The following is a 22,177-nucleotide window of genomic DNA, read 5'->3' on the forward strand; positions in this document are numbered from 1 at the left end:
GCCCGAGGGCGGTTGTCGGTGCCGAGGCTTAGGCTGGCCGGGTGTCTGAAACACCGAGCGTGCAGAAGAAACGGGCGGCCAAGACGGCCGAACGGGTGGCGGCGAAGCCGAGTTCCGCTGTGAGCGAACAACCCTCGCGAGCGGCGCTGGTCCGGCGCGCCCGCAAGATCAACCGGGAGCTCGCGGAGGTCTATCCGTACGCCCACCCGGAGCTGGATTTCGAGAACCCCTTCCAGTTGCTGGTCGCCACGGTGCTCTCCGCGCAGACCACCGACCTGCGGGTGAACCAGACGACACCCGCGCTGTTCGCGAAGTACCCGACGCCTGAGGACATGGCCGCGGCCGACCCGGAGGACCTGGAGACGCTGCTGCGGCCGACCGGCTTCTTCCGCGCCAAGGCCAGGTCGGTGCTCGCGCTCTCCACCGACCTGCGGGACACGTTCGGCGGCGAGGTGCCGGGCCGGCTCGACGACCTGGTCAAGCTGCGCGGAGTGGGCCGCAAGACCGCCAATGTGGTCCTCGGCAACGCGTTCGGAGTGCCCGGCCTGACCGTGGACACCCACTTCGGACGGCTTTCCCGGCGCTTCGGCTGGACCACGTCGGAAGACCCGGAGACGGTCGAGAAGGACGTCGCCGCGCTCTTCCCGAAGTCCGAGTGGACGATGCTCTCGCACCGCGTCATCTTCCACGGCCGCCGGATCTGCCACTCCCGCAAGCCCGCCTGCGGCGCCTGCCCGATCGCCAACCTGTGCCCGTCCTACGGCGAGGGCGAGATGGACCCGGAGAAGGCGAAGAAGCTGCTCAAGTACGAGAAGGGCGGCTTCCCCGGCCAGCGGCTGAAGCCCCCGGCCGACTACCCGGGGCAGCCCGCGCCCCCGCTGGCCGGCTCATGACCCAGGCTCGGGGGCCGGGCGCCGGGGCGGATGCCGGTCCGGGCGTGGGGACGGGCGCGCGCACAGAGATCAGCGCGGCCGGGCTGCCGCAGTGGCTGGCCCCGGTCGCGGCCGTGGCGGAGCAGGTGCTGCCCGAGGAGCTCAGCCGCTTCCTGCCGCCGGCGGCGGGCGGTCGCCAGTCGGCCGTCCTGATCCTGTTCGGCGAGGGCGAGGGAACGGAAGATCCTTCCGCCGGCTCCGGTAGCTCTGCCGCCTACGGTCCCGGGCCGGACCTGCTGCTCATCGAGCGGTCCGCGGCGCTGCGCTCGCACGCCGGCCAGCCGTCGTTCCCCGGGGGCGCCCTCGATCCGGTGGACGGCGACCCGGAGGGCGAGGGCCCGCTGCGGGCGGCGCTGCGCGAGGCCGAGGAGGAGACCGGGCTCGACCCGGCGGGCGTCCAGGTCTTCGGGGTGCTGCCCCGGCTCTACATCCCGGTCAGCGGCTTCGTGGTCACTCCGGTGCTCGGCTGGTGGCGCGACCCTAGCCCGGTCGGCGTGGTCGATCCGGCCGAGACCGCCCGGGTCTTCCGGGTGCCGCTCGCGGAGCTGACCGATCCGGCCAACCGGGCCACCCTCGTGCACCCCAGCGGCTTCCGCGGCCCGGCGTTCCTGGTCGGCGGCGCCCTGGTGTGGGGCTTCACCGCGGGCCTCATCGACAAGGTCGTGCAGTTCGCGGGCTGGGAGCGGCCCTGGGACCAGGAGCGTCTGGTACCGCTCGGCTGAGCCGCCGCCGTGGCCGCCCGGGGCCGTACCGGAGCGCGCGGGGGGCGTACCGGGCGGCCGGGAGACCGCCCGGGGGTTGGCTCGGGCCGTCCGGAGAGGGGTCCGAAGACCGCCCGGAGACCGTCCCCGACCGTTTCCGAGCCGGGCCGGAAGCGTCCGAGCCGTTGGGCTATTGGGGCTACCGCCCCGCGCGGACAGACCCGCGTGAGACCGTGTCCCTTGTGAACGTGCTGGACTTCCTGCTCATCCTCGCCGCCCTCTGGTTCGCCGTGATCGGCTACCGCCAGGGCTTCGTCGTCGGCATCATGTCGGTGACCGGCTTCCTCGGCGGCGGCCTCGCCGCGGTCTACCTGCTCCCGCTCATCTGGGACAACGCGACCGACCACGCCACCCCCGGCTCGGTGGCGGCGATGTCGGCGGTGGCGATCGTCATCGTCTGCGCCTCGGTCGGGCAGGCATGCACCACGTATCTGGGCAACCGGGTCCGCACCCGGATCACCTGGGAGCCCGCGCGGGCGGTGGACGCGGGCGGCGGCGCGCTGGTCAACGTCCTGGCGATGCTGGTGGTGGCGTGGCTGATCGGCAGCGCGCTGGCCACCACGGCGCTGCCGACCATAGGGCGTGAGGTGCGCTCGTCCAAGGTGCTGCTCGGGGTGTCGAGGGTGGTGCCGGAGCAGGCCGACACCTGGTTCAACAACTTCAGCACCACGCTCGCGCAGAACGGCCTGCCGCAGGTCTTCGGCACCTTCGGCTCCGAGCCGATCACCTCCGTGCCGCCGCCGGACCCGGCGCTCGCGCACAGCGCGGTGGTGACCGACGCCCGCCGCAGCATCGTGAAGGTGGTCGGCACCGCGTCCGGCTGCGGCAAGGTCATCGAGGGCTCGGGCTTCGTCTTCGCCAAGGACCGGGTGATGACCAACGCGCACGTCGTCGGCGGCGTGTCGGAGCCCACCGTGCAGGTCGGCGGCAAGGGCAGGCTGCACGACGCGCGGGTGGTGCTCTACGACTGGCAGCGCGACATCGCGGTGCTCGACGTACCGGGCCTGGACGCCCCCACGCTGCCTTTCGCCACCACCGACGAGCACACCAAGGACGACGCCATCGTGGCCGGCTTCCCGGAGAACGGCGGCTTCGACGTGCGCGCGGCCCGGGTCAGGGACCGCATCGAGGCCAAGGGCCCGGACATCTACCACCGCGGCACCGTGAAGCGTGACGTGTACTCGCTGTACGCGACGGTCCGGCAGGGCAACTCCGGCGGCCCGCTGCTGACGCCCGACGGGCATGTGGCCGGTGTGGTCTTCGCCAAGTCGCTGGACGACGACAACACCGGTTACGCGCTCACCGCGGCCGAGGTCGCGGCGGACGCGAGCGCCGGGCGCGCCGCGGACCGGCAGGTGGACAGCCAGGGCTGCGCGCTGTGAGGACGGCCGGGTCAGTCGCGCGGATGGCGCAGCCGGGCGCCGACCCAGCGCGCGCGGCGGCGCAGTATCCGGGGGATTCCGAGTCGGCGGTCTCCGGCGGGGAGTAGCGCCATGGGCACCGCGCGGCTAGCGGCGGTGGAGGTGCTGCGGCGATTTCGTGACACATCACGGTAGTCGTGCGTCCAACCCATACCGAGCTACGTGCCCGCGCCCCAGGGTCGGTAATCGCCGATCGGTCGCCCGATTGGCTTATGCGTCCGGCATTTTGCTGACGATACGACAGTCATACCGGGAGTCGACGTCAGGCCCGGCGGCCGGCGGTCAGCCGTCGGCGCTCAGCGGTCCGGTTCCGGGTCCTTCAGCCAGTTGATCAGCTCGGACGAGAAAGCCGCCGGGTCCTCCTCGTGCGGGAAGTGCCCGAGACCGTCGAAGAGCCGCCAGCGGTACGGCGCCTCCACGTACTCCCCGCTGCCCGCCGCGCTGCGCGGCCGGATCGCCGGGTCAAGCGACCCGTGCAGATGCAGTGTGGGCACCCGTACCGGCCGCTTCATCCGGCGGTTGAACTGGATCCCGTCGGGCCTGGCCATCGACCGCACCATCCAGCGGTACGGCTCGACCGCGCAGTGCGCCGTCGAGGGGATCTGCATGGCGCGCCGGTAGTGGTCGATCGCCTCCTCGTCGGGCAGCGAAGGCCCCGACCACTGGTTGATCAGCCGGCCGACCAGCGCGGCGTCGTCCGCGACCAGCTGACGTTCCGCCAGCCACGGCCGCTGGAAGCCCCAGATGTAGCCGCCGGACTTGCTCTGCCGCAGGTCGGTGAGCATCGCGGTGCGCCAGCGGCGCGGGTGCGGCATCGAGCTGACGGCCAGTCGGCGGACCAGCTTGGGCCGCATCGTCGCCGCCGTCCACGCCAGGTAGCCGCCGAGGTCGTGGCCCACCAGGGCGGCGTCGGGCTCGCCGAGCGAGCGGATCACCCCGGTGACGTCGAGTGCGAGGTTGCCGGCGTCGTAGCCGCGCGGGGTGCGGTCGCTGCCGCCGACGCCGCGCAGGTCCATCGCCACCGCGCGGAACCCGGCGTCGGCGAGCGCGGTCAGCTGGTGCCGCCAGGTCCACCAGAACTGCGGGAAGCCGTGCAGGAACAGCACCAGCGGCCCGTCGCCGACCTCCGCGATGTGGAAGCGGGCGCCGTTGGCCGCGATGTCACGGTGGGTCCAGGGGCCGTCCGGCCGCACGATCGACGCGGTGGACCCGCCCGACACCCCCGAGGCACCTGACGTGCTTTCCGATCCACCGGCGAACTTCATGGAGCAGAGCGTGTCACATCTTGGCGTCCGCTGGGCCGTCCGGGCCACGGGTGCCGGAACCGGCCGCCGCGGTGGTCCCTGAGGTGGCCCCCGTGCCGATCGCGGCGTTCGCCGGCAGCCCGGAGTCCAGCGCCCTGGTCGCGCCGGTGCGGGTCGGGTCGGTGTCCAGCGGGCGCGGGTGCGGCTTGGCCTTGGCCAGCACGGCGGCGGTCTGCTTGGCCGACGCGATGGAGCGCTCCGGCTTCTTCACCTTCTTGAACTTCAGTACGCCGAACAGGCTCAGCAGCAGCGCGACCAGCACGAACGCGCCGCCGACGATCAGGAACGACCAGCCCAGGCCGAGCCCGGAGGAGTGGATCCAGTAGGCCGCGGCCATGCTGAGCATCGGTACCGAGAAGAAGGCCACGGCGAGGGCGCCGACGAAGGCCCCGGTGCCGAACATGGCCCGCTTGGCGTCCTGTCGGATCTCCGCCTTGGCCAGCGCGATCTCGTCGTGCACCAGGGCGGAGACCTCCGCCGTGGCGGAGGCGAACAACTGCCCGATACTGCGCCCGTCACCGCTGTGGGCTGCGTCCATCGGGTCCTCCGTTCGGTTCGGTCTGGGTCATCTGCCCCCGATCATGCCTCAGATGTCGCCGGGTCCGCCGTCTCTCCGCGCCAGTCGGGCCGGCCGGCGGCGCGGCGGTAGGTGTTGTTGCGCAGCCTGAGCAGGATTCCGGCCAGGACGGCGGCGATCACCGAGCCGACCAGGACGGCGGCCTTGGCCCGGTCGGCCAGCAGCGGGTCGGCGGAGAAGGCGAGTTCGCCGATCAGCAGCGAGACGGTGAAGCCGATGCCGGCCAGCGCGGCGACCGCCAGCACGTCGGCCCAGCCGAGGTCGGGGTTGAGCTGCGCGCGGGTGAAGCGGGCGGCGAGCCAGGTGCCGCAGAACACCCCGATGGTCTTGCCGGCCACCAGTCCGATCACCACACCGAGGGTCTCCGGCTCGGAGAAGACATCGGCCAGCGCCCCGCCGGAGATCGTCACACCGGCGGCGAACAGCGCGAACAGCGGCACCGCGATCCCCGCCGACAGCGGGCGCACCAGGTGCTCGACGCGCTCGCCCGGTGAGCGCCGTTCACCCTCGCGGGTGGCGCAGCGCGGCAACAGGCCCATCGCGACGCCGGCGATCGTGGCGTGCACGCCGCTGTTGTACATCAGGCCCCAGATGGCCAGCGCCAGCGGCAGGTAGACGTACCAGCCGCGTACCTCCGCGCGCAGCAGCCACCACATGAGCACCAGGCCCGCCGCCGCCCCGGCCAGCGCCGCCAGGTTGATGTCCGAGGTGAAGAAGACGGCGATGATCAGGATCGCGCAGAGGTCGTCCACCACGGCCAGGGTGAGCAGGAACGCGCGCAGGGCGGCGGGCAGCGCGGTGCCGATGACGGCGAGTACGGCCAGCGCGAACGCGATGTCGGTGGCGGTGGGCACCGCCCAGCCCTTGAGCGAGCCGCCCTCGGCACCGCTGACCACGGCGTACAGGATCGCGGGCACCGCCATCCCGCACAGGGCGGCGATCACCGGCAGCGCGGCGGCGGCCGGGGTGCGCAGCTCGCCCGCGACCAGTTCGCGCTTGACCTCGACGCCGGCCACGAAGAAGAAGACGGCGAGCAGGCCGTCGGCCGCCCAGTGCGCCACGGAGAGGTGCAGGCCGAGCGCGCTCGGGCCGAAGTGGAAGTCGCTGGCCGCCAGGTAGCTGTGGTGCAGGGTGTTGGCCCAGATCAGCGAGGCGACGGCCGCGGCGAGCAGGATGATGCCGCCGACGGTCTCGGTGCGCAGCGCGTCGGCGACGAAGGTGCGCTCGGGGAGCGGGAGGCGGTCGAGCAGTACGGCGCCCCGCCGCGGCGGGGGCGTCGAGGTCTCGGGTGCTGAGGGCTCGGGCACGGGGACCTCCAGGGCGGTGCGGCCGGCGGCGGACACAGCTGTGCTGTGTGCCGACCAGACTTCCCGGCGCGCCCTGTGAATCCTGTCGCGATCTTGTCGCGACGCCCCGCCAGCCTAACCCGAACGGGTGAGGTGCGCCCGGTCCCGGCCTCGGGCGTGCCCCGGCCGGGCTCTTGCTCTGGCGCCGGCCGGGCGCACCTCACGGGCCGTCAGTCCTCGCTGGCCGCCGAGGGCAGCTTGCTCTGGATGAGGTCCATCACGGTGGAGTCGGTGAGCGTGGTGACGTCGCCCAGCTCCCGGTTCTCCGCGACGTCGCGCAGCAGCCGCCGCATGATCTTGCCGGAACGGGTCTTGGGCAGTTCGGAGACCACCAGGATCCGCTTGGGCTTGGCGATCGGGCCGAGCGTCTTGCCGACGTGGTCGCGCAGCGCGCCCACCAGGTCGGCGCTGTCCTCCGCGGTGCCGCGCAGGATGACGAACGCGACGATGGCCTGCCCGGTGGTGGCGTCGGTCGCGCCGACCACCGCGGACTCGGCGACCTTCGGGTGCGAGACGAGCGCGGACTCCACCTCGGTGGTGGAGATGTTGTGGCCGGAGATCAGCATCACGTCGTCCACCCGGCCGAGCAGCCAGATGTCGCCGTCGTCGTCCTTCTTCGCGCCGTCACCGGCGAAGTAGCGGCCCGGGAAGCGCGACCAGTAGGTGTCGAGGTAGCGCTGGTCGTCGCCCCAGATGGTGCGCAGCATCGACGGCCACGGCTCGGTCAGCACCAGGTAGCCGCCGGAGCCGTCGGGCACCTCGTTGGCCTCGTCGTCCACCACGGTGGCGGCGATGCCGGGCAGCGGGGTCTGCGCCGAGCCGGGCTTGGTCGCGGTGACGCCGGGCAGCGGGCTGATCATCATCGCGCCGGTCTCGGTCTGCCACCAGGTGTCCACCACCGGGGTCTTGCCGGCGCCGATGTGCTCCCGGTACCAGATCCACGCCTCGGGGTTGATCGGCTCGCCGACGCTGCCCAGCACCCGCAGGCTGCTCAGGTCGAACTTGGCGGGGATGTCGTCGCCCCACTTCATGAACGTGCGGATCGCGGTGGGCGCGGTGTAGAGGATCGTGACGCCGTACTTCTGGACGATCTCCCAGAACCGGCCCTGGTGCGGGGTGTCGGGGGTGCCCTCGTAGATCACCTGGGTGGCGCCGTTGGAGAGCGGACCGTAGACGATGTAGGAGTGGCCGGTGACCCAGCCGATGTCTGCGGTGCACCAGTAGACGTCGGTCTCCGGCTTGAGGTCGAAGACGGCGTGCGTGGTGTAGCTGGTCTGGGTGAGGTAGCCGCCGGAGGTGTGCAGGATCCCCTTGGGCCGTCCGGTGGTGCCGGAGGTGTAGAGGATGAACAGCGGGTGCTCGGCGTCGACCGGCTCGGGGGTGTGCTCGGCCGGCTGCCGGGCGGTGATCTCGTGCCACCACACGTCCCGGCCCTCGGTCCACGCGACGTCCTGGCCGGTGCGGCGGACCACCAGCACGTGCTCGACCTGCGGGCTGCGGGCCACCGCGTCGTCGATGGCCGGCTTGAGCGCGGACGGCTGGCCGCGCCGGTAGCCGCCGTCGGCGGTGATGACGATCTTGGCGTCGGCGTCGTCGATCCGGGAGGCGACGGCGTCGGCGGAGAAGCCGCCGAAGACCACCGAGTGCGGTGCGCCGATCCGGGCGCAGGCCAGCATGGCGATGACGGCCTCGGGGATCATCGGCAGGTAGACCGCGACCCGGTCGCCCTTGCGGACGCCGAGTTCGAGCAGCGCGTTGGCGGCCCGGGAGACCTCGTCCTTCAGTTCCGCGTAGCTGATCGCCCGGCTGTCGCCGGGCTCGCCCTCGAAGTGCAGCGCGATCCGGTCGCCGTGGCCGGCCTCGACATGGCGGTCCACGCAGTTGTAGGCGACGTTCAGCTCGCCGTCGGCGAACCACTTGGCGAACGGCGGGTTCGACCAGTCCAGCGTCTGGGTGGGTTCGGTCGTCCAGGTCAGGCGGCGGGCCTGCTCGGCCCAGAAGCCCAGCCGGTCGGCCGAGGCCTGCTCGTAGGCGGCGGCCGTGACGTTGGCGGCGGCGGCCACCTCGGCCGGAGGCTCGAACCGCCGCTCCTCCTTCAGCAGGTTGGCCAGGCTCTCGTTGCTGCTCACGCCAGCTCCTTGTCAGGGTGTCCCATCTGTCCCGCCACTAGCTCATCAGTCCTGGGTCACGCTGACAAGGGCTGGCCGCAAAAATGGTTTAGACCTTTGTGGTCAGATCGGGGACGGCCGCGCCGGGGCGCACCGCAGCGAACACCCCCGCCGCCGGATCCAGGATGTACGCCTGCGCCTCGGCGACGTGGAAGTACATCCCGTGCAGTTGCAGGCTGCCCTCCTCGACCCGGCGGGCCACGCAGGCGTGCGCCATCAGGTGGTCCAACTGCTGTGTCACGTTGACCAGGCTGAGCCGTTCCAGCTCGTCGGCCACCGGGCGGTCGGCGAGCGCCACCCCGCCCGATCCGGGCGGGCCGTTCCCGGCCAGCCGGGCCAGGCTCGGCCTGCCGTGCCGCAGCCATCTGGCCAGCGGGGTCTGCGCGCCCGGCTCGTGGTCGGAGCCGAGCAGCGCCTGCATCGCGCCGCACCCGGAGTGCCCGCAGACCGTGATGCTGGAGACCTGGAGCACCTCCACCGCGTACTCCACGGCGGCGGCCACCGAGTCGCAGGAGGCGTCGGAGCCGGGCGGCGGCATCATGTTGCCGATGTTGCGGACGGTGAACAGGTCGCCGGGGCCGCTCGACGTGATCATGCTGGTGACCAGCCGGGAGTCGGCGCAGGTCAGGAACAGCTGGCCGGGCCGCTGACCCTCCCTGGCCAGCCGGGCCAGCTCCTCGCGGACCAGCGGCGCGGTGTTCCGCTGGAACGCGCTCACCCCGCCGAGCAGTTGGCTGCCGCTGGTGGCCGGCACCGTGCCGGACCGGGTGCAGTGGTGGTTGCGCCACGGGGTCCACGGCCGGCAGGCGTGCGCGCTGACCGGTTCGCTGACGGTCCGTCCGGCGCCGTCGCCGAGCACCGCCCGGCCACCGTGCGAGCGGTGCCGCGCCGTCCAGCCGCGCAGCGCCTCGTAGGCCGCGTGGTCCATGAACGAGCCGTCGAGCTCCACCACCGCGTCGGCCCCCTGCGGCACCTGGGCGAAGGCCCGGGTCAGCCGGGGCACCGCCAGGAACGTCAGCTGTCCGGTCACCCGCACCCGGTGGACGCCGGCGTCCTGCACGACGGTGACCCGGGTGTGCGTCAGCCGGCGCATCGCCAGCGCCACGGCCACCACGATGCCCGCGATCACCCCTTGCAGCACCCCGAACAGCACCACCGTGCCGAGCGTGGCCGCGTAGACCGGGAACTCGCGGTGCCGCTGGATGTGCCGGATGTGCGCGAAGCTCACCATCCGCACCCCGACCAGCATCACCAGTGCGGCGAGCGCGGCCAGCGGGATCAGCTCCAGCGCGCCGGCGGCAAGACCGGCGCACAGCAGCACCCACACGCCGTGCAGCACGGTGGACCGCCGGGTGACCGCGCCGGCTGCCACGTTCGCCGCGCCGCGCATCGCGCCGCCCGCCACCGGCAGGCCGCCGAGCAGCCCGGAGACCACATTGGACGCGCCCTGGCCGAGCAGCTCGCGGTCCAGCTTTGCCGCCGGCGCGTGCGGGCCGGGCCGCTGGGCCTGCAACGCGTCCACCGCGACGGCCGACAGCAGCGACTCCATGCTGGCCACCAGGGTGACGGTCAGCACGGCGGCGGCCAGCGCGAGGAACGGCCCCTGCGGCATCTCCGGCAGCACCGGGGCCTGCCACGCGGGCAGCTCGACTCGTTGCAGGGTGAGCCCGGCGCTCGCCGCGGTGGCCAGCGCCACGGCCGCCAGCGGCGCCGGCACCTGGCGCAGTGCCTTGCCCACCCGGCCGCGCAGCCGCGGCCAGCCGAGGATCACCGCGACGGTGATCGCGCCGATCGCCGGGGTGGTGGGGTTGGTGACCATCAGCTGGCCGGGCAGCGCGGCGACGTTGGCGAGCGCGGAATTCTGCGGGCTGCCGCCGAGCACCACATGCAGCTGGCCGACGGCGATGACCGTACCGATGCCGGCCAGCATGCCGTGCACGATGGCAGGGCTGATCGCGAGCGCGGCTCTGGCCACCCGCAGCACCCCGAGCAGCAGTTGGGCCAGCCCGGCGAGCACGGTGATGGCGCAGGTGGCGCGCCAGCCGTAGTGCTGGACGAGGTCGGCGGTGACCACGACCAGGCTGGTGGCGCCACCGCTGACCTGGAGCGGCGCGCCGCCGAGCGCCCCGGCGACGAGGCCGCCGACGGCGGCGGCGACCAGCCCGGACTGCAGCGGGGCGCCGGTCGCCAGCGCGATGCCGAGCGACAGCGGGACGGCGATCAGGAAGACCGTGATCGAGGCGGACAGATCGGACCTGTGAACTCTCATTTTTCCCGTCTCCTTCGGTGGGCGGCGGGAGAGGTAGCGCTGCGTCAGCAATCGCTACTTCCAAGTGGCAGTAAATGGAGAGTAATCAATCGACTGCGGAGAGTGAAGTCCAGAGGACTGATTGGGAGGTTATTTACGGCTATCGAGTGAATTGACAGATGAACTGGCCGGTCGATTCGGCTACGGCGGGTCACTGTGTCACTTTCTGGTCAAATCTCCTGTTCCTCTGCGATGCGAGGTATGTATGCACTCCCTGCGCAAGGCTCCGGCGCTGCTCGCCGCCGCCGCGCTGGCCCTCGGCGCCGCGGCCTGCTCGTCCGGCCACACCGGGGCGGGCCATGCCGGTACGGGCCACGCGGATACAGGTCACGCCGGCACCGGTCACGCCGGTGCCGGCCGGGCCGAATCCGGCAACGCCGGGCGGCAGGCCGCGGGCCGTCCGGGCGCGGCGGCCCGGCCGCAGCAGGCCGCCCCGCAGGCGGTGCGGCTGATCGGCGACGGCTCGACCGCCGACACCGGCCCGCAGCCGAACCAGCCCGTCTTCCACCGGCTCGCGCCCGGCGAGCAGCCGCCGCAGTTCGTCGTCTTCTCCTGGGACGGCGCCGGCGAGGACAGCCAGAAGCTCTTCTCGCACTTCCGCGAGGTGGGCGAGCGCTACAACGCGACGATGACGTACTTCCTCAGCGGCGTGTACATGCTGCCCGGCGACCGCAAGGAGACCTACGCGCCGCCCGAACACTCCCGAGGTGCCTCCGACATCGGCTTCAACGACCGGGCCGGGATCACTGACACCCTGCGCGAACTGCGGCTGGCCTGGCAGGACGGCAGCGAGATCGGCACCCACTTCAACGGGCACTTCTGCGGCCCGAACGGCGGCGTCGGCACCTGGTCGAGCAGCGAGTGGACCAGCGAGATCCAGCAGGCCGAGGGCTTCGTGAAGAACTGGAAGACCAACTCGGGCCTGACCTCGCTCGCCCCGCTGCCGTTCGACTACGGCAAGGAGCTGGTCGGCGGGCGCGCGCCCTGCCTGGAGGGCCAGCACAACCTGATCCCGGCCGCGAAGGCGGCGGGCTTCCGCTACGACGCGAGCTCGGTCGGCGGCCGGCAGGTCTGGCCGTCGAAGATCGACGGTGTCTGGGACTTCCCGCTGCAGGACATCCCGGTGCCCGGCCGCGCCTTCGAGACGCTGTCCATGGACTACAACTTCCTGGCCAACCAGTCCGTCACCACCCAGGGCGACCCCGCCAAGCGGGCCGCGTGGGGCAAGCAGATGCACGACGGCCTGGCCGCCGCGTTCGACCGCGCCTACCGGGGCAACCGCGCACCGCTCTTCGTCGGCGACCACTTCGAGTCGTGGAACGGCGGCGTGTACATGAAGGCCGTCGAGGACACCATCAAGGAGGTCTGCGGGCGGCCGGGCGTGCGCTGCGTGTCCTTCAAGCAGCTCGCGGACTGGATGGACGTCCAGGACCCGAAGGTGCTGGAGCACCTGCGCACGCTCGATGTCGGGCAGGCCCCGAAGGCGGGCTGGACCACCTTCCTCGGCGGCACGCCGACCGCGGCGGGCGCACCGGGCGCGGGCGCCGGCTCAGGTGCGGGTGCGGGTGTGGGTGCGGGGACGAGTGCCGCCGCGCCCGCCGACCGGATCAGCCCGGAAACGCGCTAGCCGTACCCTGCGGGGACAGGCTCGGCTCGCTCGGTACGCCGGACTCGCCGAGTACGAAGGCGGGGTCGATCTGGGCCACCAGGTCGGCGCCCGTCTTCTCGTTTCCCCAGCTCTGCGCGTTCTTGATGTGGAACTCCACCATCTGCCGGGTGTAGCGCTTCCAGTCCCGGCGGGCGTAGGCGGCGTCGGCGCGCTCCCGCATGGCGTGCAGCGAGCGGCGGTTGGGCTCCTCCAGCAGGTCGAAGTGCGGCGGTCTGCCCTTCTCCATCGACCGCACCCAGTCCGAGTGGCCGACCGTCACCAGCAGGTCGTCGCCCACCTCGGCGCGCAGGAAGGCGACGTCGTCCTCGCCCTGCACCTTGTTCCCGATCACCGCCAGGTTGACGCCGAAGTCGCGGGCGTACTCCTTGTACTGCCGGTAGACGGCGACGCCCTTGCGGGTGGGCTCGGCGACCAGGAACGTCATGTCGAACCGGGTGAACATCCCGGAGGCGAACGAGTCGCTGCCCGCGGTCATGTCCACCACCAGGTACTCGTGCTGGCCGTCCACCAGGTGGTTCAGGCACAGCTCGACCGCGCCGACCTTGGAGTGGTAGCAGGCGACCCCGAGATCGGACTCGTTGAACGGGCCGGTCACCATCAGCCGCACATCGCCGTGGTCGAGCGCGACGGGCCGGGCGCAGGCGGCGTAGACGGGATTGTCCTCGGCCAGCCGCAGCAGCCGCGAGCCGCGGCCGGGCGGGGTGGTCTTGATCATCGTCTCGGCCGAGCGGATCAGCGGGTTCGCGCCGCGCAGGTACTCCTTGATCTCCGGCAGGTGGGCGCCGAGCGCGGGCAGTGCCGCGGCCTCGTCCTCGGGCAGGCCGAGCGCCGGGCCGAGGTGCTGGTTGATGTCGGCGTCGATCGCGAGGACCGGGGCCTGCGAGGCGGCGAGATGGCGGATGAACAGGGAGGACAGCGTCGTCTTGCCGCTGCCGCCCTTTCCGACGAAAGCGATCTTCATATTCGCCAAGAGTAGTCGCACGACTACGGAGAATGAGAGTCGGGAGTGGGGAAGGCCACTCGTTCGGGGAACGTCGCCGCCGTGCGGTGTGCGTAGGGTCGTGGGCATGGCTACGAACGCTGATCCAACCCCCGCCTCCGGGCCCGGGCAGGCGGACCCGCTGGCCGTGCTCGGCGCGCTGCCGGGCGTACCCGAGGCGGTCGACTCCGTACGGCGGGCCGTGGACGGGGTCTACGGGCACCGCGTGATGCGCCGCCGCTCGAACGAGGTGACGTCCGAGGCGGCGCTGCGCGGGGCCCGCGGCTCCGCGGCGCTCGCGGGCGCCGACTGGCCGCTGGAGGAGGTCCGCAGGCGCGGTGACTACTCGGCCGACGAGCAGGCCGTCACCGTTGGCGCGGCGCTGCGGCTGACCGCCGAGGCCGGCCAACTGCTGGGCGTATGGCGGCAGTCGCCGGTGCAGGCGCTGGCCCGGCTGCACCTGGTGGCGGCGGGCGACACGGTGGCCGAGGCCACGGTGGGGCGCCCGCGGCTGGCAGGTGAGCCGCTGGACGAGCCGCTGATCGGCATCGCCGAGATACCGCTCCCCGAGCCAGCCGAGGTCACCGCCCGGCTGGACGGCCTGGCCGAGCTGCTGCGCGGCGGAACGCGGGCGCCCGCGCTGGTGGCCGCCGCGGTCGTGCACGGCGAACTGCTCTGCCTGCGGCCCTTCGGCTCCTTCAACGGCCCCGTCGCGCGGGCGGCGGAGCGGATCGTGCTGGTCGGCTCCGGCCTCGACCCCAAGTCCATCTGCCCGGCGGAGGTCGGCCACGCGGAGCTGGGCCGGGCCGGATATCTCAAGGCGCTTGAGGGCTATGCCTCCGGTACGCCGGAGGGCATGGCCGAGTGGATCGGGCACTGCGGACGGGCGCTTGAGCTGGGGGTACGGGAGAGCGTCGCCGTCTGCGAGGCGCTGCAACGGGGCGCTGCCTGACGGCCGGTGACCGGGCCTGCTTGGTGTGGAGGTCGGGGGACTGCCCCGGAAAAGTGTTGCGGCGGCACCGGGGGTGCCGCCGCGGGCATGTCCACCGGGTTACCAGTGCGTGCACGAATTTAGCCGATCAGGCCGGGATCTCTGCCCGGTGCCTGGTGCGGCTGGCCCGGTTAGCGGGTCGGCTGCGCGTGGGTGCCCGATTTTCATGCTCGGTCCGTGGGCCGTCTGCTGTGAACTGCGGTCTTCCTCTCGGAACTCCGTGGTCTCGCGGGCCGCTACAACCTTTCTACCGCTGACCGGGCCGCAGCGGAACCCCTTGATGGACATCTTTACTTTTCGGTCAAATCAGGACATAGCGATCGATCCTCGGCGCCGGGACGAGAGCCAGACGACCAGCCCCGCGGTGACGGCCGCCGCACCCACCGCGGCGGCGGCGAGCACCGGGCGCGGCGGCATCGACAGCGAGGGGATCCGCTGGTTCAGCCGCACCGGCCGGCTGAAGGTGAGCACCGGCCACTCGCGCGCCACTGCCTCCCGGCGCAGCGCGCGGTCCGGATTCACCGCGTAGGGGTGGCCGACCGACTCCAGCATGGGGATGTCGGTCACCGAATCGCTGTAGGCGAACGACCGTTCCAGGTCGTAGCCCTCCGACTCCGCCAACCGGGTGATGGCTTCTGCTTTCGCCGGACCGTAGACGTAGTGCTCGATCTCGCCGTTGTACGCGCCGTCCTTGACCACCATCAGCGTGGCCACGACGTGATCGGCGCCGAGCATCTCGCCGATCGGTTCGACCACCTCGGATCCGGAGGCGCTGACGATCACGACGTCACGGCCGGCCGCGTGGTGATCCTCGATCAGCGAGGCAGCCTCGTCGTAGATGATGGGGTCGATCAGGTCATGCAGCGTCTCCGCGACGATCTCCCGTACCTGCTGGACATTCCAGCCTCGGCACAGTTCGGAGAGGTATTTGCGCATGCCTTCCATCTGGTCGTGATCTGCGCCGCCGACCAGGTACACGAACTGGGCATATGCGGTACGCAATACCGCACGCCTGTTGATGAGGCCGCCCTGGTAGAAGGAGCGCCCGAAGGCGAGCGTGCTGGACTTGGCGATCACGGTCTTGTCGAGATCGAAGAACGCCGCGGTGCGCGGTGGCAGGTGGTTTTCCACGGGTCGAGCATAGGCAACCACCATTCGGCGTAAGGTCCGGCGCGTGGGTTTGCTTGAGAAGGCCATCGGGTACACCATGGAAGTCACGGATCGTTCGCGACCGTGCTAACCCGGTCTGGCTCCTCCCCCCCCCGAGTCAGATCGTGGGGACGACCCCCGCTCTCCCCCCCGGCGGGGGTCGTCGCATGTCCAGACCCGTTTTCGGCGTACTTGCCCGGGTCGGTCCGGCGCTCGGCCTTCTTGGTCATCGTGCTCTCCTCAACTCGTCGGTGGTCGTTGATCCGTACGACGTGTGACGGTCCGTAATCGTTTCGCGGATCGGCGAACTCACCCGTGTGGGTGGCGAAGTTATCCACAATCGCCGAGTTGTCCACAGATTCCGACCAAGATCATCTCAATTCCACTTCTCGCCCCAAGCTGATCGCAGGCGAAGCACACCGCGCTCGCATCTCAGCTCGCAACACAAGCGACGGGGGAAGAGAAATGGTTCGATCCATGACACCCGACCGGCAGTCGGCCACGGCTGAACGGCCCGGCGGACCGCTGATTGTCACCGAAGACGAAGGACTGCTGGACGATCTGCTGCGCCTGTGCGCGGCGGCGGGAACGGAGCCCGAGGTCGTCTTCGGCGCGCCACCGCGCGCCCCGAGTTGGGACGGCGCCCCGCTGGTCCTGGTCGGTGTCGAGGCGGTGGACCGGGTACGCGGGGCCGCCCGCCGTAAGGGCGTACTGCTGATCGGCCGGGATCTGGACGACTCCGAGGTCTGGCGCAAGGCGGTCGGCATCGGCGCCGACCACGTCCTCGTCCTGCCCGACGCGGAGAACTGGCTGGTCGACCGGATCGCCGACATCGCCGAAGGCGCCGGCGAACCCGCCCTGACCGTAGGGGTGGTGGGCGGCCGCGGCGGCGCCGGCGCCAGCACCCTGGCCTGCGCGCTCGCCGTCACCGCGGCCCGGACCGGCCGGCGCACCATGCTCATCGACGGCGATCCGCTCGGCGGCGGCCTGGACATCCTGCTCGGCGCCGAACGCACCGGCGGGCTGCGCTGGCCCGATCTCGCCGATTCGCGCGGCCGGGTCAACAGCGGCGCCCTGGAGGAATCCCTGCCCCGGCTGGAGAACCTGAGCGTCCTGAGCTGGGACCGCGGCGACTCGGTACTCATCCCGCCGCAGGCCATGCGCTCCGTGCTCGGCGCCGCCCGGCGGCGCGGCGGAGTGGTGGTGGTCGACCTGCCCCGGCGGGTGGACGAGCCGGTGGCCGAGACGCTGGCCCAGATCGACGTCGGACTGCTCGTCGTACCGGCCGAGTTGCGGGCGATCGCCGCGGCCACCCGGGTCGCCGCGGCGGTCAGCATGGTCCTCAAGGACCTGCGGATCGTGGCCCGCGGCCCGTTCGCCTCCGGCCTCGACGACCGCGAGATCGCCCGGATGATCGGACTGCCGCTGGCCGGCGAGCTGCCGCCCGAACCGGCCCTCGCCGAGGCCCTGTCCGGCGGGGCACCACCGGGCTCCTCCGGCCGCGGACCGCTGGCCCGCTTCTGCACCGCCTTCCTCGGCCACGCCCTGGCCGGCGGCGGGAGCGTGACGGTATGAGCGCCGAACTGCTGGACGCGGTACGGCTGCGGCTGGCCGAACACGGCGGCGAACCCACCCCCGCGCGAGTGGCGGCGGCGCTGCGCGCCCAGGGCCGGCTGCTCGGCGACAGCGAAGTGCTGGGCGTGGTGGCCGCGTTGCGCTCCGAACTCGTCGGAGCCGGACCGCTGGAACCACTGCTCGCCGACCCGGCCGTCACCGACATCCTGGTCAACGCGCCCGACGAGGTGTGGATCGACCGGGGCGCCGGCCTGGAGCGCAGCGAGATCCGCTTCGCCGACACCGCGGCCGTCCGCAGGCTCGCCCAGCGGCTCGCCACCACCGCGGGCCGCCGGCTGGACGACGCCCGCCCCTGGGTCGACGCCCGGCTCCCCGACGGCACCAGGCTGCACGCCGTCCTGCCGCCGGTCGTCGTCGGCTCGCCGTGCCTGTCGCTGCGGGTCGTGCGGGCCCGGGCCTTCACGCTCGCCGAGTTGACCGCCGCCGGCACGCTGGACACCGAGACCGCCCGGCTGCTGCGGGCCGTCCTGGACGCCCGGTTGTCGTTCATGATCAGCGGTGGCACCGGTACCGGCAAGACGACACTGCTGAGCTGCCTGCTCGGCCTGGTGGACCCCGCGGTGAGGATCGTACTGGCAGAGGACTCCGCCGAACTGCGCCCGGACCACCCGCACGTGGTCCGCCTGGAAACCCGCCCCGCCAACCAGGAGGGCGCCGGCGAGGTCACCTTGCGCGATCTGGTCAGGCAGGCCCTGCGCATGCGCCCCGACCGCCTGGTCGTCGGCGAGGCCCGCGGCGCCGAAGTCGCCGATCTGCTGGGCGCGTTGAACACCGGCCACGAGGGCGGCTGCGGCACCGTCCACGCGAACGCCGCCGCCGACGTCCCCGCCCGCCTCGAAGCCCTGGGCTCCACCGCGGGCCTGGACCGCGCGGCCCTCCACAGCCAACTGTCCGCCGCGCTCTCCGTGATCATCCACCTGACCCGCGATCCGATGGGCCGCCGCCGGCTCTCCGAGATCCACGTCCTGCGCCGAACCTCCGAGGGCCTGGTCAGCACGTCCCCCGCGATCGTCCGCGACCCGCGGGGCGGCCACGAACGGGGCCCGGGGTGGCAGCGGTTGGACCAGCTGTGCACGGCAGGTGCGGCATGAGGGGGCAGGGCGGTGCTTTGGCCGCGCGGATGCGTGCGGGTGGGCGAGGTGCCGCTGGCGCGGGGGGCGGGTCCCGGGTGGACGGGGGTCCGGGTGGCGTGGGAGGGCCGAAGGTTGATTGCCCGGTCAGCGGTGTGGAGTCGGCGGCTTTCCGGCGCCTTGTCCAGGCGGCTGCCTTCGCGCGAGTTGCGAGGATTCCGGCGGGTGAGCGCAGCTCGTGGCAGCCGTGGTTGACGGATCCCGGCGCTGTTTGCGCGGTGGCGGGTGCGAGGCGGGTGGTTCCTCGGTGTGTCGGTCGGGCGGGTGAACGCGGGCTGTGGCAACGGCGGTTGGCGGGGCCCGGCGCTGTTCGCGCGGAGGCCGGAGCGGGGTCGGTGGTTCCTCGGTGGGTCAGCTGGGCCGGTGAACGCGGGGCGCGGCCACGGTGGTTGGCGGGGCACGGCGCTGGTGGCGGTGCTCTTGGCGTGCAGGGTGCCGCAGCCGCCCTCGTGGCCGGTGTTCAACGGCCGCGGCAAGCGGGCTGCTTGGACGGCGCCGGCCTTGTCGACGGCCGGGTGGACGTGGATGGCGGGGGAGCGTCATGACGGCTCTGGTCTGGGGTGCGATGCTCTGCGCGGCGTTGGCGGCGTGGGCGGCTCTGCAACGGGACGACCAGCGGCGGCGGGCGCGGGATCTGCGGGTCGGCGGCTGGAAGGAACCGGCGAGCGGCGGCGGCGCGGTGGACCGGTGGCGGCAGGCGCTGCGGCGCGGGCTGCCGGTGGGGTGGGCGAAGCTGCTGCCCCGGCCGCTCCGGCGCTGGTCGGGCCGCGAGGCGCTGTGCCTGCCGGTCGGGGTGGTGTTGGCGGTGCTGACCCGGTCACCGGTTCCGGTTCTCGCGGGCGCCGCCGCCGTGCCCTTGGTCGGCCGCGCGGTACGGAGGCGGGCCGAACTGGCCGCCGCCGAGCGGCGATCGGACGCGGTCAGCGCACTGTGCGGCACGATCGCCGGTGATCTGCGGGCCGGCCGGCCACCGCACGCGGCACTGGCCGAGGCGGTCGGAACGGCCGGCTGGCCGGACTCCCCTGACCTGGCAGAACCGGCAAGACTGCTGCTCTCGGCCGCGAGGTTCGGCGGCGACGTCCCGCACGCGCTGCACGAGGCGTCCCGGCTGCTACCGGGCACCCACGGGCTCGCCGCGGTGTCCGCCTGCTGGCAGGTCGCCGTGGACGGCGGCGCGGGCCTGGCCGCCGCCCTCGACCGGGTCGCCGCGGCCCTGCGCGCCGAAGCCGACCAACGCGACGACCTACGGGCCCAGTTGGCGGGCCCACGTTCCACCGCCGTCCTGCTCGCGCTGCTCCCGGCATTCGGGGTGGTGCTCGGCACAGGCTTGGGCGCCGCACCCGCGCACGTCCTACTGCACACCCCGCTGGGCCTGGCCTGCCTGGCAGCAGGCTGCGCCCTGGAATGGGCGGGACTCGTCTGGACATCCCGCATCATCCGGGGCGCCCAGGGCTCAGCCCCCACCGCCACCAACCGGCAGACCGCTGCGGCCCAACGCAAGACGGTGGCCTCGGGCCGACCGGGTCGGGGGCAGTCATGAGGGCCCGGCAGATCGGCGGAGCGACCCGGGGTGGCGCTCCGGGCCCCCGGCCCGGTACTCGGCGGTGGGCTGGTCGGCGTCCACGAGCAGGACGGCTGCGCGATGCCTCCCGCAATGGCTTTGCGGGGTACGGGCGGACGGCGCCGAACGCCGGCGGGGAGTTCGGTTGGGCGCGGGTCAGTGGCGGGCTGGGGGTGGCGGTTGGTGGAGGTGGGGGTTTCCACAGGCTGGGGATGACGGTTGGGGTGCTCGCGCTCGGTGGGGTTTTGCTGGCGGTCGTAGGCCAGGTGCGGCGGGAGCGGGTGGGGGTCAGCCGGTTGCGCGGCGCGTTGGGCGAGGTGCGGCAGGGGCGGGGGCACGCGGATGGGGTGCGGCGGGCGCGGGAGCTGCTGGGGGAGTGGGGGCCGGTGATCGCGGCCGGGCTGGGGGCCGTGCTGCTGGCGGGGGGCGCCCTGAGAGCGCCCGCAGGCGTGGCCGCGGCTCTGGGGACCAGGGTGTGGCTCAGAAGGCGGCAGACGGACGCTGACGCCTCCGCGGTGGATCAGGCCGGCGACCCGGCCCAAGTCCCCCTCTGCGCCGACCTGATGGCCGCGTGCCTCGCGGCCGGCGCCACCCCCGGTGAGGCGGCGGGCGCCGTGGGGCGCTGTCTGGACGGCCCGCTCGGCGCCGCGCTGATACGGGCCCAGGCCGAACTGCGGCTCGGCGGCGACCCCGTGGAGTGCTGGCACCGGTTCGGCCGGCTGCCCGCGGCCCGCGAGATGGGCCGTTGCCTGGCCCGGGCCTCGACCACGGGGAGCGCGCCGGTCGCGGAGATGTCCCGGCTGGCGGCCGACTACCGGGCGGAGCACGCCCGTTCGGCCCTCGCCCGGGCCAGGCGGGCCGCCGTGCTGGCGACGGCGCCGCTTGGGGTGTGCTTCCTGCCGGCGTTCCTGCTGGTCGGGGTCGCCCCGGTGGTGATGGGCCTGGCCGGCACGGTCCTCGGCTCCCGCTGAGCGGCGCGCACTTCCACCCAAGGGGCCAGCCTCGCGCCGGGCCCCGGCAAACCGATCGACAACGCAATGACGACCCGACACCCGAGTTCCCAGGGGGAATCGATGATGAAGCGAGCGACGACAGGCTGGAAGAACGCGGCGGACAAGTTGGGCCGCCGGGTCCGCAGGTGCCGTGCGGTGGCCGATGCGGGCATGAGCACCGCGGAATACGCCGTGGGAACGATCGCGGCGTGCGGCTTCGCGGCGGTGCTCTACAAGATCGTGACGAGCGCGGCGGTGCGCTCGGCGATGACCGCGGTGATCGAGAAGGCACTCCATGCGCCGTTCTGAGCGGGCCGGGCCGCCGGGCGGCGAGCGCGGGTACGTCACGGCGGAGGCGGCCGTCGTGATCCCCGCGCTGGTGGTGCTCGCCGCCGTGCTGATCGCCGGGCTGGGCGCGGGGGCCGCGCAGATCCAGTGCGTGGACGCGGCCCGGGCGGGCGCCCGGGAGGCGGCACGGTCCGAGACGCCCGCCGACGTGCAGAAGGCGGCGAAGCAGGCCGCGCCGCCGGGCGCCCGGGTGAGCGTGCGGCGCACCGGGGACCTGGTGACGGTGTCCGTCTCGGCCCCGGCGCCGCACCTGCCGATGACGCTGACCGCGCGGGCCGTCGCCCTCGCCGAGGACAGCGTGGGCGGCGGTGGGGAGCCGTGAGGCGGCGCGATGACCGGGGGTCGGCCACGGTCTGGTCGCTCGGGCTCGTCGTGGTGCTGCTCGCCGTCTTCACAGCGGCACTCCTCATGCAGCGCGCGGTGCTGGCCAGGCACCAGGCGGGTGGCGCCGCCGACCTGGCGGCGCTGGCGGCAGCCGATCACGCGCTGGACGGTCCCGGGGCGGGCTGCGAGCTGGCCGCCCAGGTCGCCGCCGCGCAGGGCGCCCGGCTGGTCAGCTGTGCGGTGACCGGCGAGATCGCCGACGTGGTGGCCGCGGTGGGCCGAGCACGGGTGAGGTCCCGCGCCGGCCCCTCACTCCCGCTCACCCCGCCGCCCGGCAGCCCCGCCGGGGTTCCGGGTCGTGCTGCCGTCCCCCTCGGCAGCTTTGGCCTCGACGTCAGCCCCGGCAGCCCCGGTGGATCTGGCCCCCGAGCGGCGACGGGAGAGCGCCTTGCCGCTCTCGCCCTCGCCGCTCCGGTTGCCGGGTACGCCACCATCGGCAGCCCCGGCCCCCGACCGGCGGCGGGAGGCAGCGGTGCCGCCCTCGTCCCCGCTGCCACGGTCGCCGGGCGCGTCGTCGCTGGG

20 protein-coding genes and 1 pseudogene are annotated in these 22,177 nt (G+C 73.0%); 12 read left to right on the plus strand and 9 right to left on the minus strand.

The genetic code is table 11. The features are described from left to right. The first annotated feature begins 95 nt into the window (after positions 1-95). The 3 genes from nth (at position 96) to ACQPW6_RS21995 (ending at position 3,075) form a co-directional block, all read left to right on the plus strand. Positions 96-893, plus strand: a complete 798-nt coding sequence (gene nth / locus ACQPW6_RS21985; RefSeq protein ID WP_433894614.1) for an endonuclease III — start codon at positions 96-98, stop codon at positions 891-893. Continuing rightward, entirely contained in the window at positions 890-1,654 is a 765-nt protein-coding gene (locus ACQPW6_RS21990; RefSeq protein WP_433891385.1) for an NUDIX hydrolase, read from the plus strand. Before nth ends, ACQPW6_RS21990 begins: the two co-directional genes overlap by 4 nt. A 221-nt stretch (positions 1,655-1,875) precedes the next feature. After that, the gene (locus ACQPW6_RS21995) at positions 1,876-3,075 is read left to right on the plus strand and encodes a MarP family serine protease (RefSeq protein WP_433894615.1); all 1,200 of its coding nucleotides are present in this window, start codon (positions 1,876-1,878) and stop codon (positions 3,073-3,075) included. 11 nt (positions 3,076-3,086) lie between these two features. Here ACQPW6_RS21995 and ACQPW6_RS22000 read toward each other — a convergent pair whose 3' ends face one another. The 6 genes from ACQPW6_RS22000 to ACQPW6_RS22025 all read right to left on the minus strand — a co-directional run bounded on the left by ACQPW6_RS22000 (position 3,087) and on the right by ACQPW6_RS22025 (position 10,778). Further along, positions 3,087-3,266 carry a hypothetical protein gene (locus ACQPW6_RS22000; RefSeq protein WP_433891386.1) on the minus strand — a complete coding sequence of 60 codons (180 nt, stop codon included), beginning with the start codon at positions 3,264-3,266 and terminating at the stop codon, positions 3,087-3,089. Positions 3,267-3,410: 144 nt separating this feature from the next. Further along, complete coding sequence (locus ACQPW6_RS22005) at positions 3,411-4,379, minus strand: alpha/beta fold hydrolase (protein WP_433891387.1); 969 nt, start codon at positions 4,377-4,379, stop codon at positions 3,411-3,413. Between the two features lie 13 nt (positions 4,380-4,392). After that, positions 4,393-4,956 (minus strand): phage holin family protein, encoded by a 564-nt coding sequence (locus ACQPW6_RS22010; protein WP_433891388.1) that lies wholly within the window; start codon positions 4,954-4,956, stop codon positions 4,393-4,395. A 41-nt stretch (positions 4,957-4,997) separates the two neighbouring features. Further along, the gene (gene nhaA / locus ACQPW6_RS22015; protein WP_433891389.1) at positions 4,998-6,302 is read right to left on the minus strand and encodes a Na+/H+ antiporter NhaA; all 1,305 of its coding nucleotides are present in this window, start codon (positions 6,300-6,302) and stop codon (positions 4,998-5,000) included. A 209-nt stretch (positions 6,303-6,511) separates the two neighbouring features. After that, entirely contained in the window at positions 6,512-8,470 is a 1,959-nt protein-coding gene (gene acs / locus ACQPW6_RS22020) for an acetate--CoA ligase (RefSeq protein ID WP_433891390.1), read from the minus strand. Positions 8,471-8,558: 88 nt separating this feature from the next. Further along, the gene (locus tag ACQPW6_RS22025) at positions 8,559-10,778 is read right to left on the minus strand and encodes a bifunctional SulP family inorganic anion transporter/carbonic anhydrase (protein WP_433891391.1); all 2,220 of its coding nucleotides are present in this window, start codon (positions 10,776-10,778) and stop codon (positions 8,559-8,561) included. A 244-nt stretch (positions 10,779-11,022) separates the two neighbouring features. On the opposite strand from ACQPW6_RS22025, the gene ACQPW6_RS22030 reads away from it, so the two are divergent. Next, positions 11,023-12,444: a hypothetical protein gene (locus ACQPW6_RS22030; protein ID WP_433891392.1), complete on the plus strand. Its 1,422-nt coding sequence runs from the start codon at positions 11,023-11,025 to the stop codon at positions 12,442-12,444. Here the strand turns inward: ACQPW6_RS22030 and ACQPW6_RS22035 are convergent. Continuing rightward, positions 12,425-13,447: an ATP-binding protein gene (locus ACQPW6_RS22035; RefSeq protein WP_433891393.1), complete on the minus strand. Its 1,023-nt coding sequence runs from the start codon at positions 13,445-13,447 to the stop codon at positions 12,425-12,427. The genes ACQPW6_RS22030 and ACQPW6_RS22035 overlap by 20 nt on opposite strands. 106 nt (positions 13,448-13,553) lie before the next feature. On the opposite strand from ACQPW6_RS22035, the gene ACQPW6_RS22040 reads away from it, so the two are divergent. Further along, positions 13,554-14,417 carry an oxidoreductase gene (locus ACQPW6_RS22040; protein ID WP_433891394.1) on the plus strand — a complete coding sequence of 288 codons (864 nt, stop codon included), beginning with the start codon at positions 13,554-13,556 and terminating at the stop codon, positions 14,415-14,417. Between the two features lie 345 nt (positions 14,418-14,762). Here the strand turns inward: ACQPW6_RS22040 and ACQPW6_RS22045 are convergent, their stop codons facing one another. Next, positions 14,763-15,611, minus strand: a complete 849-nt coding sequence (locus ACQPW6_RS22045; RefSeq protein ID WP_433891395.1) for an HAD family hydrolase — start codon at positions 15,609-15,611, stop codon at positions 14,763-14,765. A 459-nt stretch (positions 15,612-16,070) separates the two neighbouring features. Here ACQPW6_RS22045 and ssd point away from each other — a divergent pair, with 459 nt between their 5' ends. The 7 genes and pseudogenes from ssd to ACQPW6_RS22080 form a co-directional block, all read left to right on the plus strand. Continuing rightward, positions 16,071-17,180 carry a septum site-determining protein Ssd gene (gene ssd / locus ACQPW6_RS22050; protein WP_433891396.1) on the plus strand — a complete coding sequence of 370 codons (1,110 nt, stop codon included), beginning with the start codon at positions 16,071-16,073 and terminating at the stop codon, positions 17,178-17,180. Continuing rightward, entirely contained in the window at positions 17,177-18,331 is a 1,155-nt protein-coding gene (locus ACQPW6_RS22055) for a TadA family conjugal transfer-associated ATPase (protein ID WP_433891397.1), read from the plus strand. The genes ssd and ACQPW6_RS22055 overlap by 4 nt, the downstream gene beginning before the upstream one ends. 580 nt (positions 18,332-18,911) lie before the next feature. Further along, on the plus strand, positions 18,912-19,910 hold the full coding sequence (locus ACQPW6_RS22060) for a type II secretion system F family protein (RefSeq protein WP_433891398.1): 999 nt from the start codon (positions 18,912-18,914) through the stop codon (positions 19,908-19,910). A 233-nt stretch (positions 19,911-20,143) separates the two neighbouring features. Then, complete coding sequence (locus tag ACQPW6_RS22065) at positions 20,144-20,902, plus strand: type II secretion system F family protein (RefSeq protein WP_433891399.1); 759 nt, start codon at positions 20,144-20,146, stop codon at positions 20,900-20,902. Between the two features lie 102 nt (positions 20,903-21,004). Then, positions 21,005-21,232 (plus strand): DUF4244 domain-containing protein, encoded by a 228-nt coding sequence (locus tag ACQPW6_RS22070; protein WP_433891400.1) that lies wholly within the window; start codon positions 21,005-21,007, stop codon positions 21,230-21,232. Then, positions 21,219-21,593 (plus strand): TadE family type IV pilus minor pilin, encoded by a 375-nt coding sequence (locus ACQPW6_RS22075; RefSeq protein WP_433891401.1) that lies wholly within the window; start codon positions 21,219-21,221, stop codon positions 21,591-21,593. Before ACQPW6_RS22070 ends, ACQPW6_RS22075 begins: the two co-directional genes overlap by 14 nt. Then, positions 21,590-21,832: pseudogene (locus tag ACQPW6_RS22080) on the plus strand (Rv3654c family TadE-like protein); the annotation flags it as partial. The gene ACQPW6_RS22075 and the pseudogene ACQPW6_RS22080, both read left to right, overlap by 4 nt. Here the strand turns inward: ACQPW6_RS22080 and ACQPW6_RS22085 are convergent. Then, on the minus strand, positions 21,751-21,918 hold the full coding sequence (locus tag ACQPW6_RS22085) for a hypothetical protein (RefSeq protein ID WP_433891402.1): 168 nt from the start codon (positions 21,916-21,918) through the stop codon (positions 21,751-21,753). The pseudogene ACQPW6_RS22080 and the gene ACQPW6_RS22085 overlap by 82 nt on opposite strands. Between the last annotated feature and the right edge of the window lie 259 nt (positions 21,919-22,177).

The sequence above is a fragment of the Streptomyces sp. CA-111067 genome, assembly GCF_050956065.1.
In the GTDB taxonomy this organism is placed as follows: domain Bacteria; phylum Actinomycetota; class Actinomycetes; order Streptomycetales; family Streptomycetaceae; genus Actinacidiphila.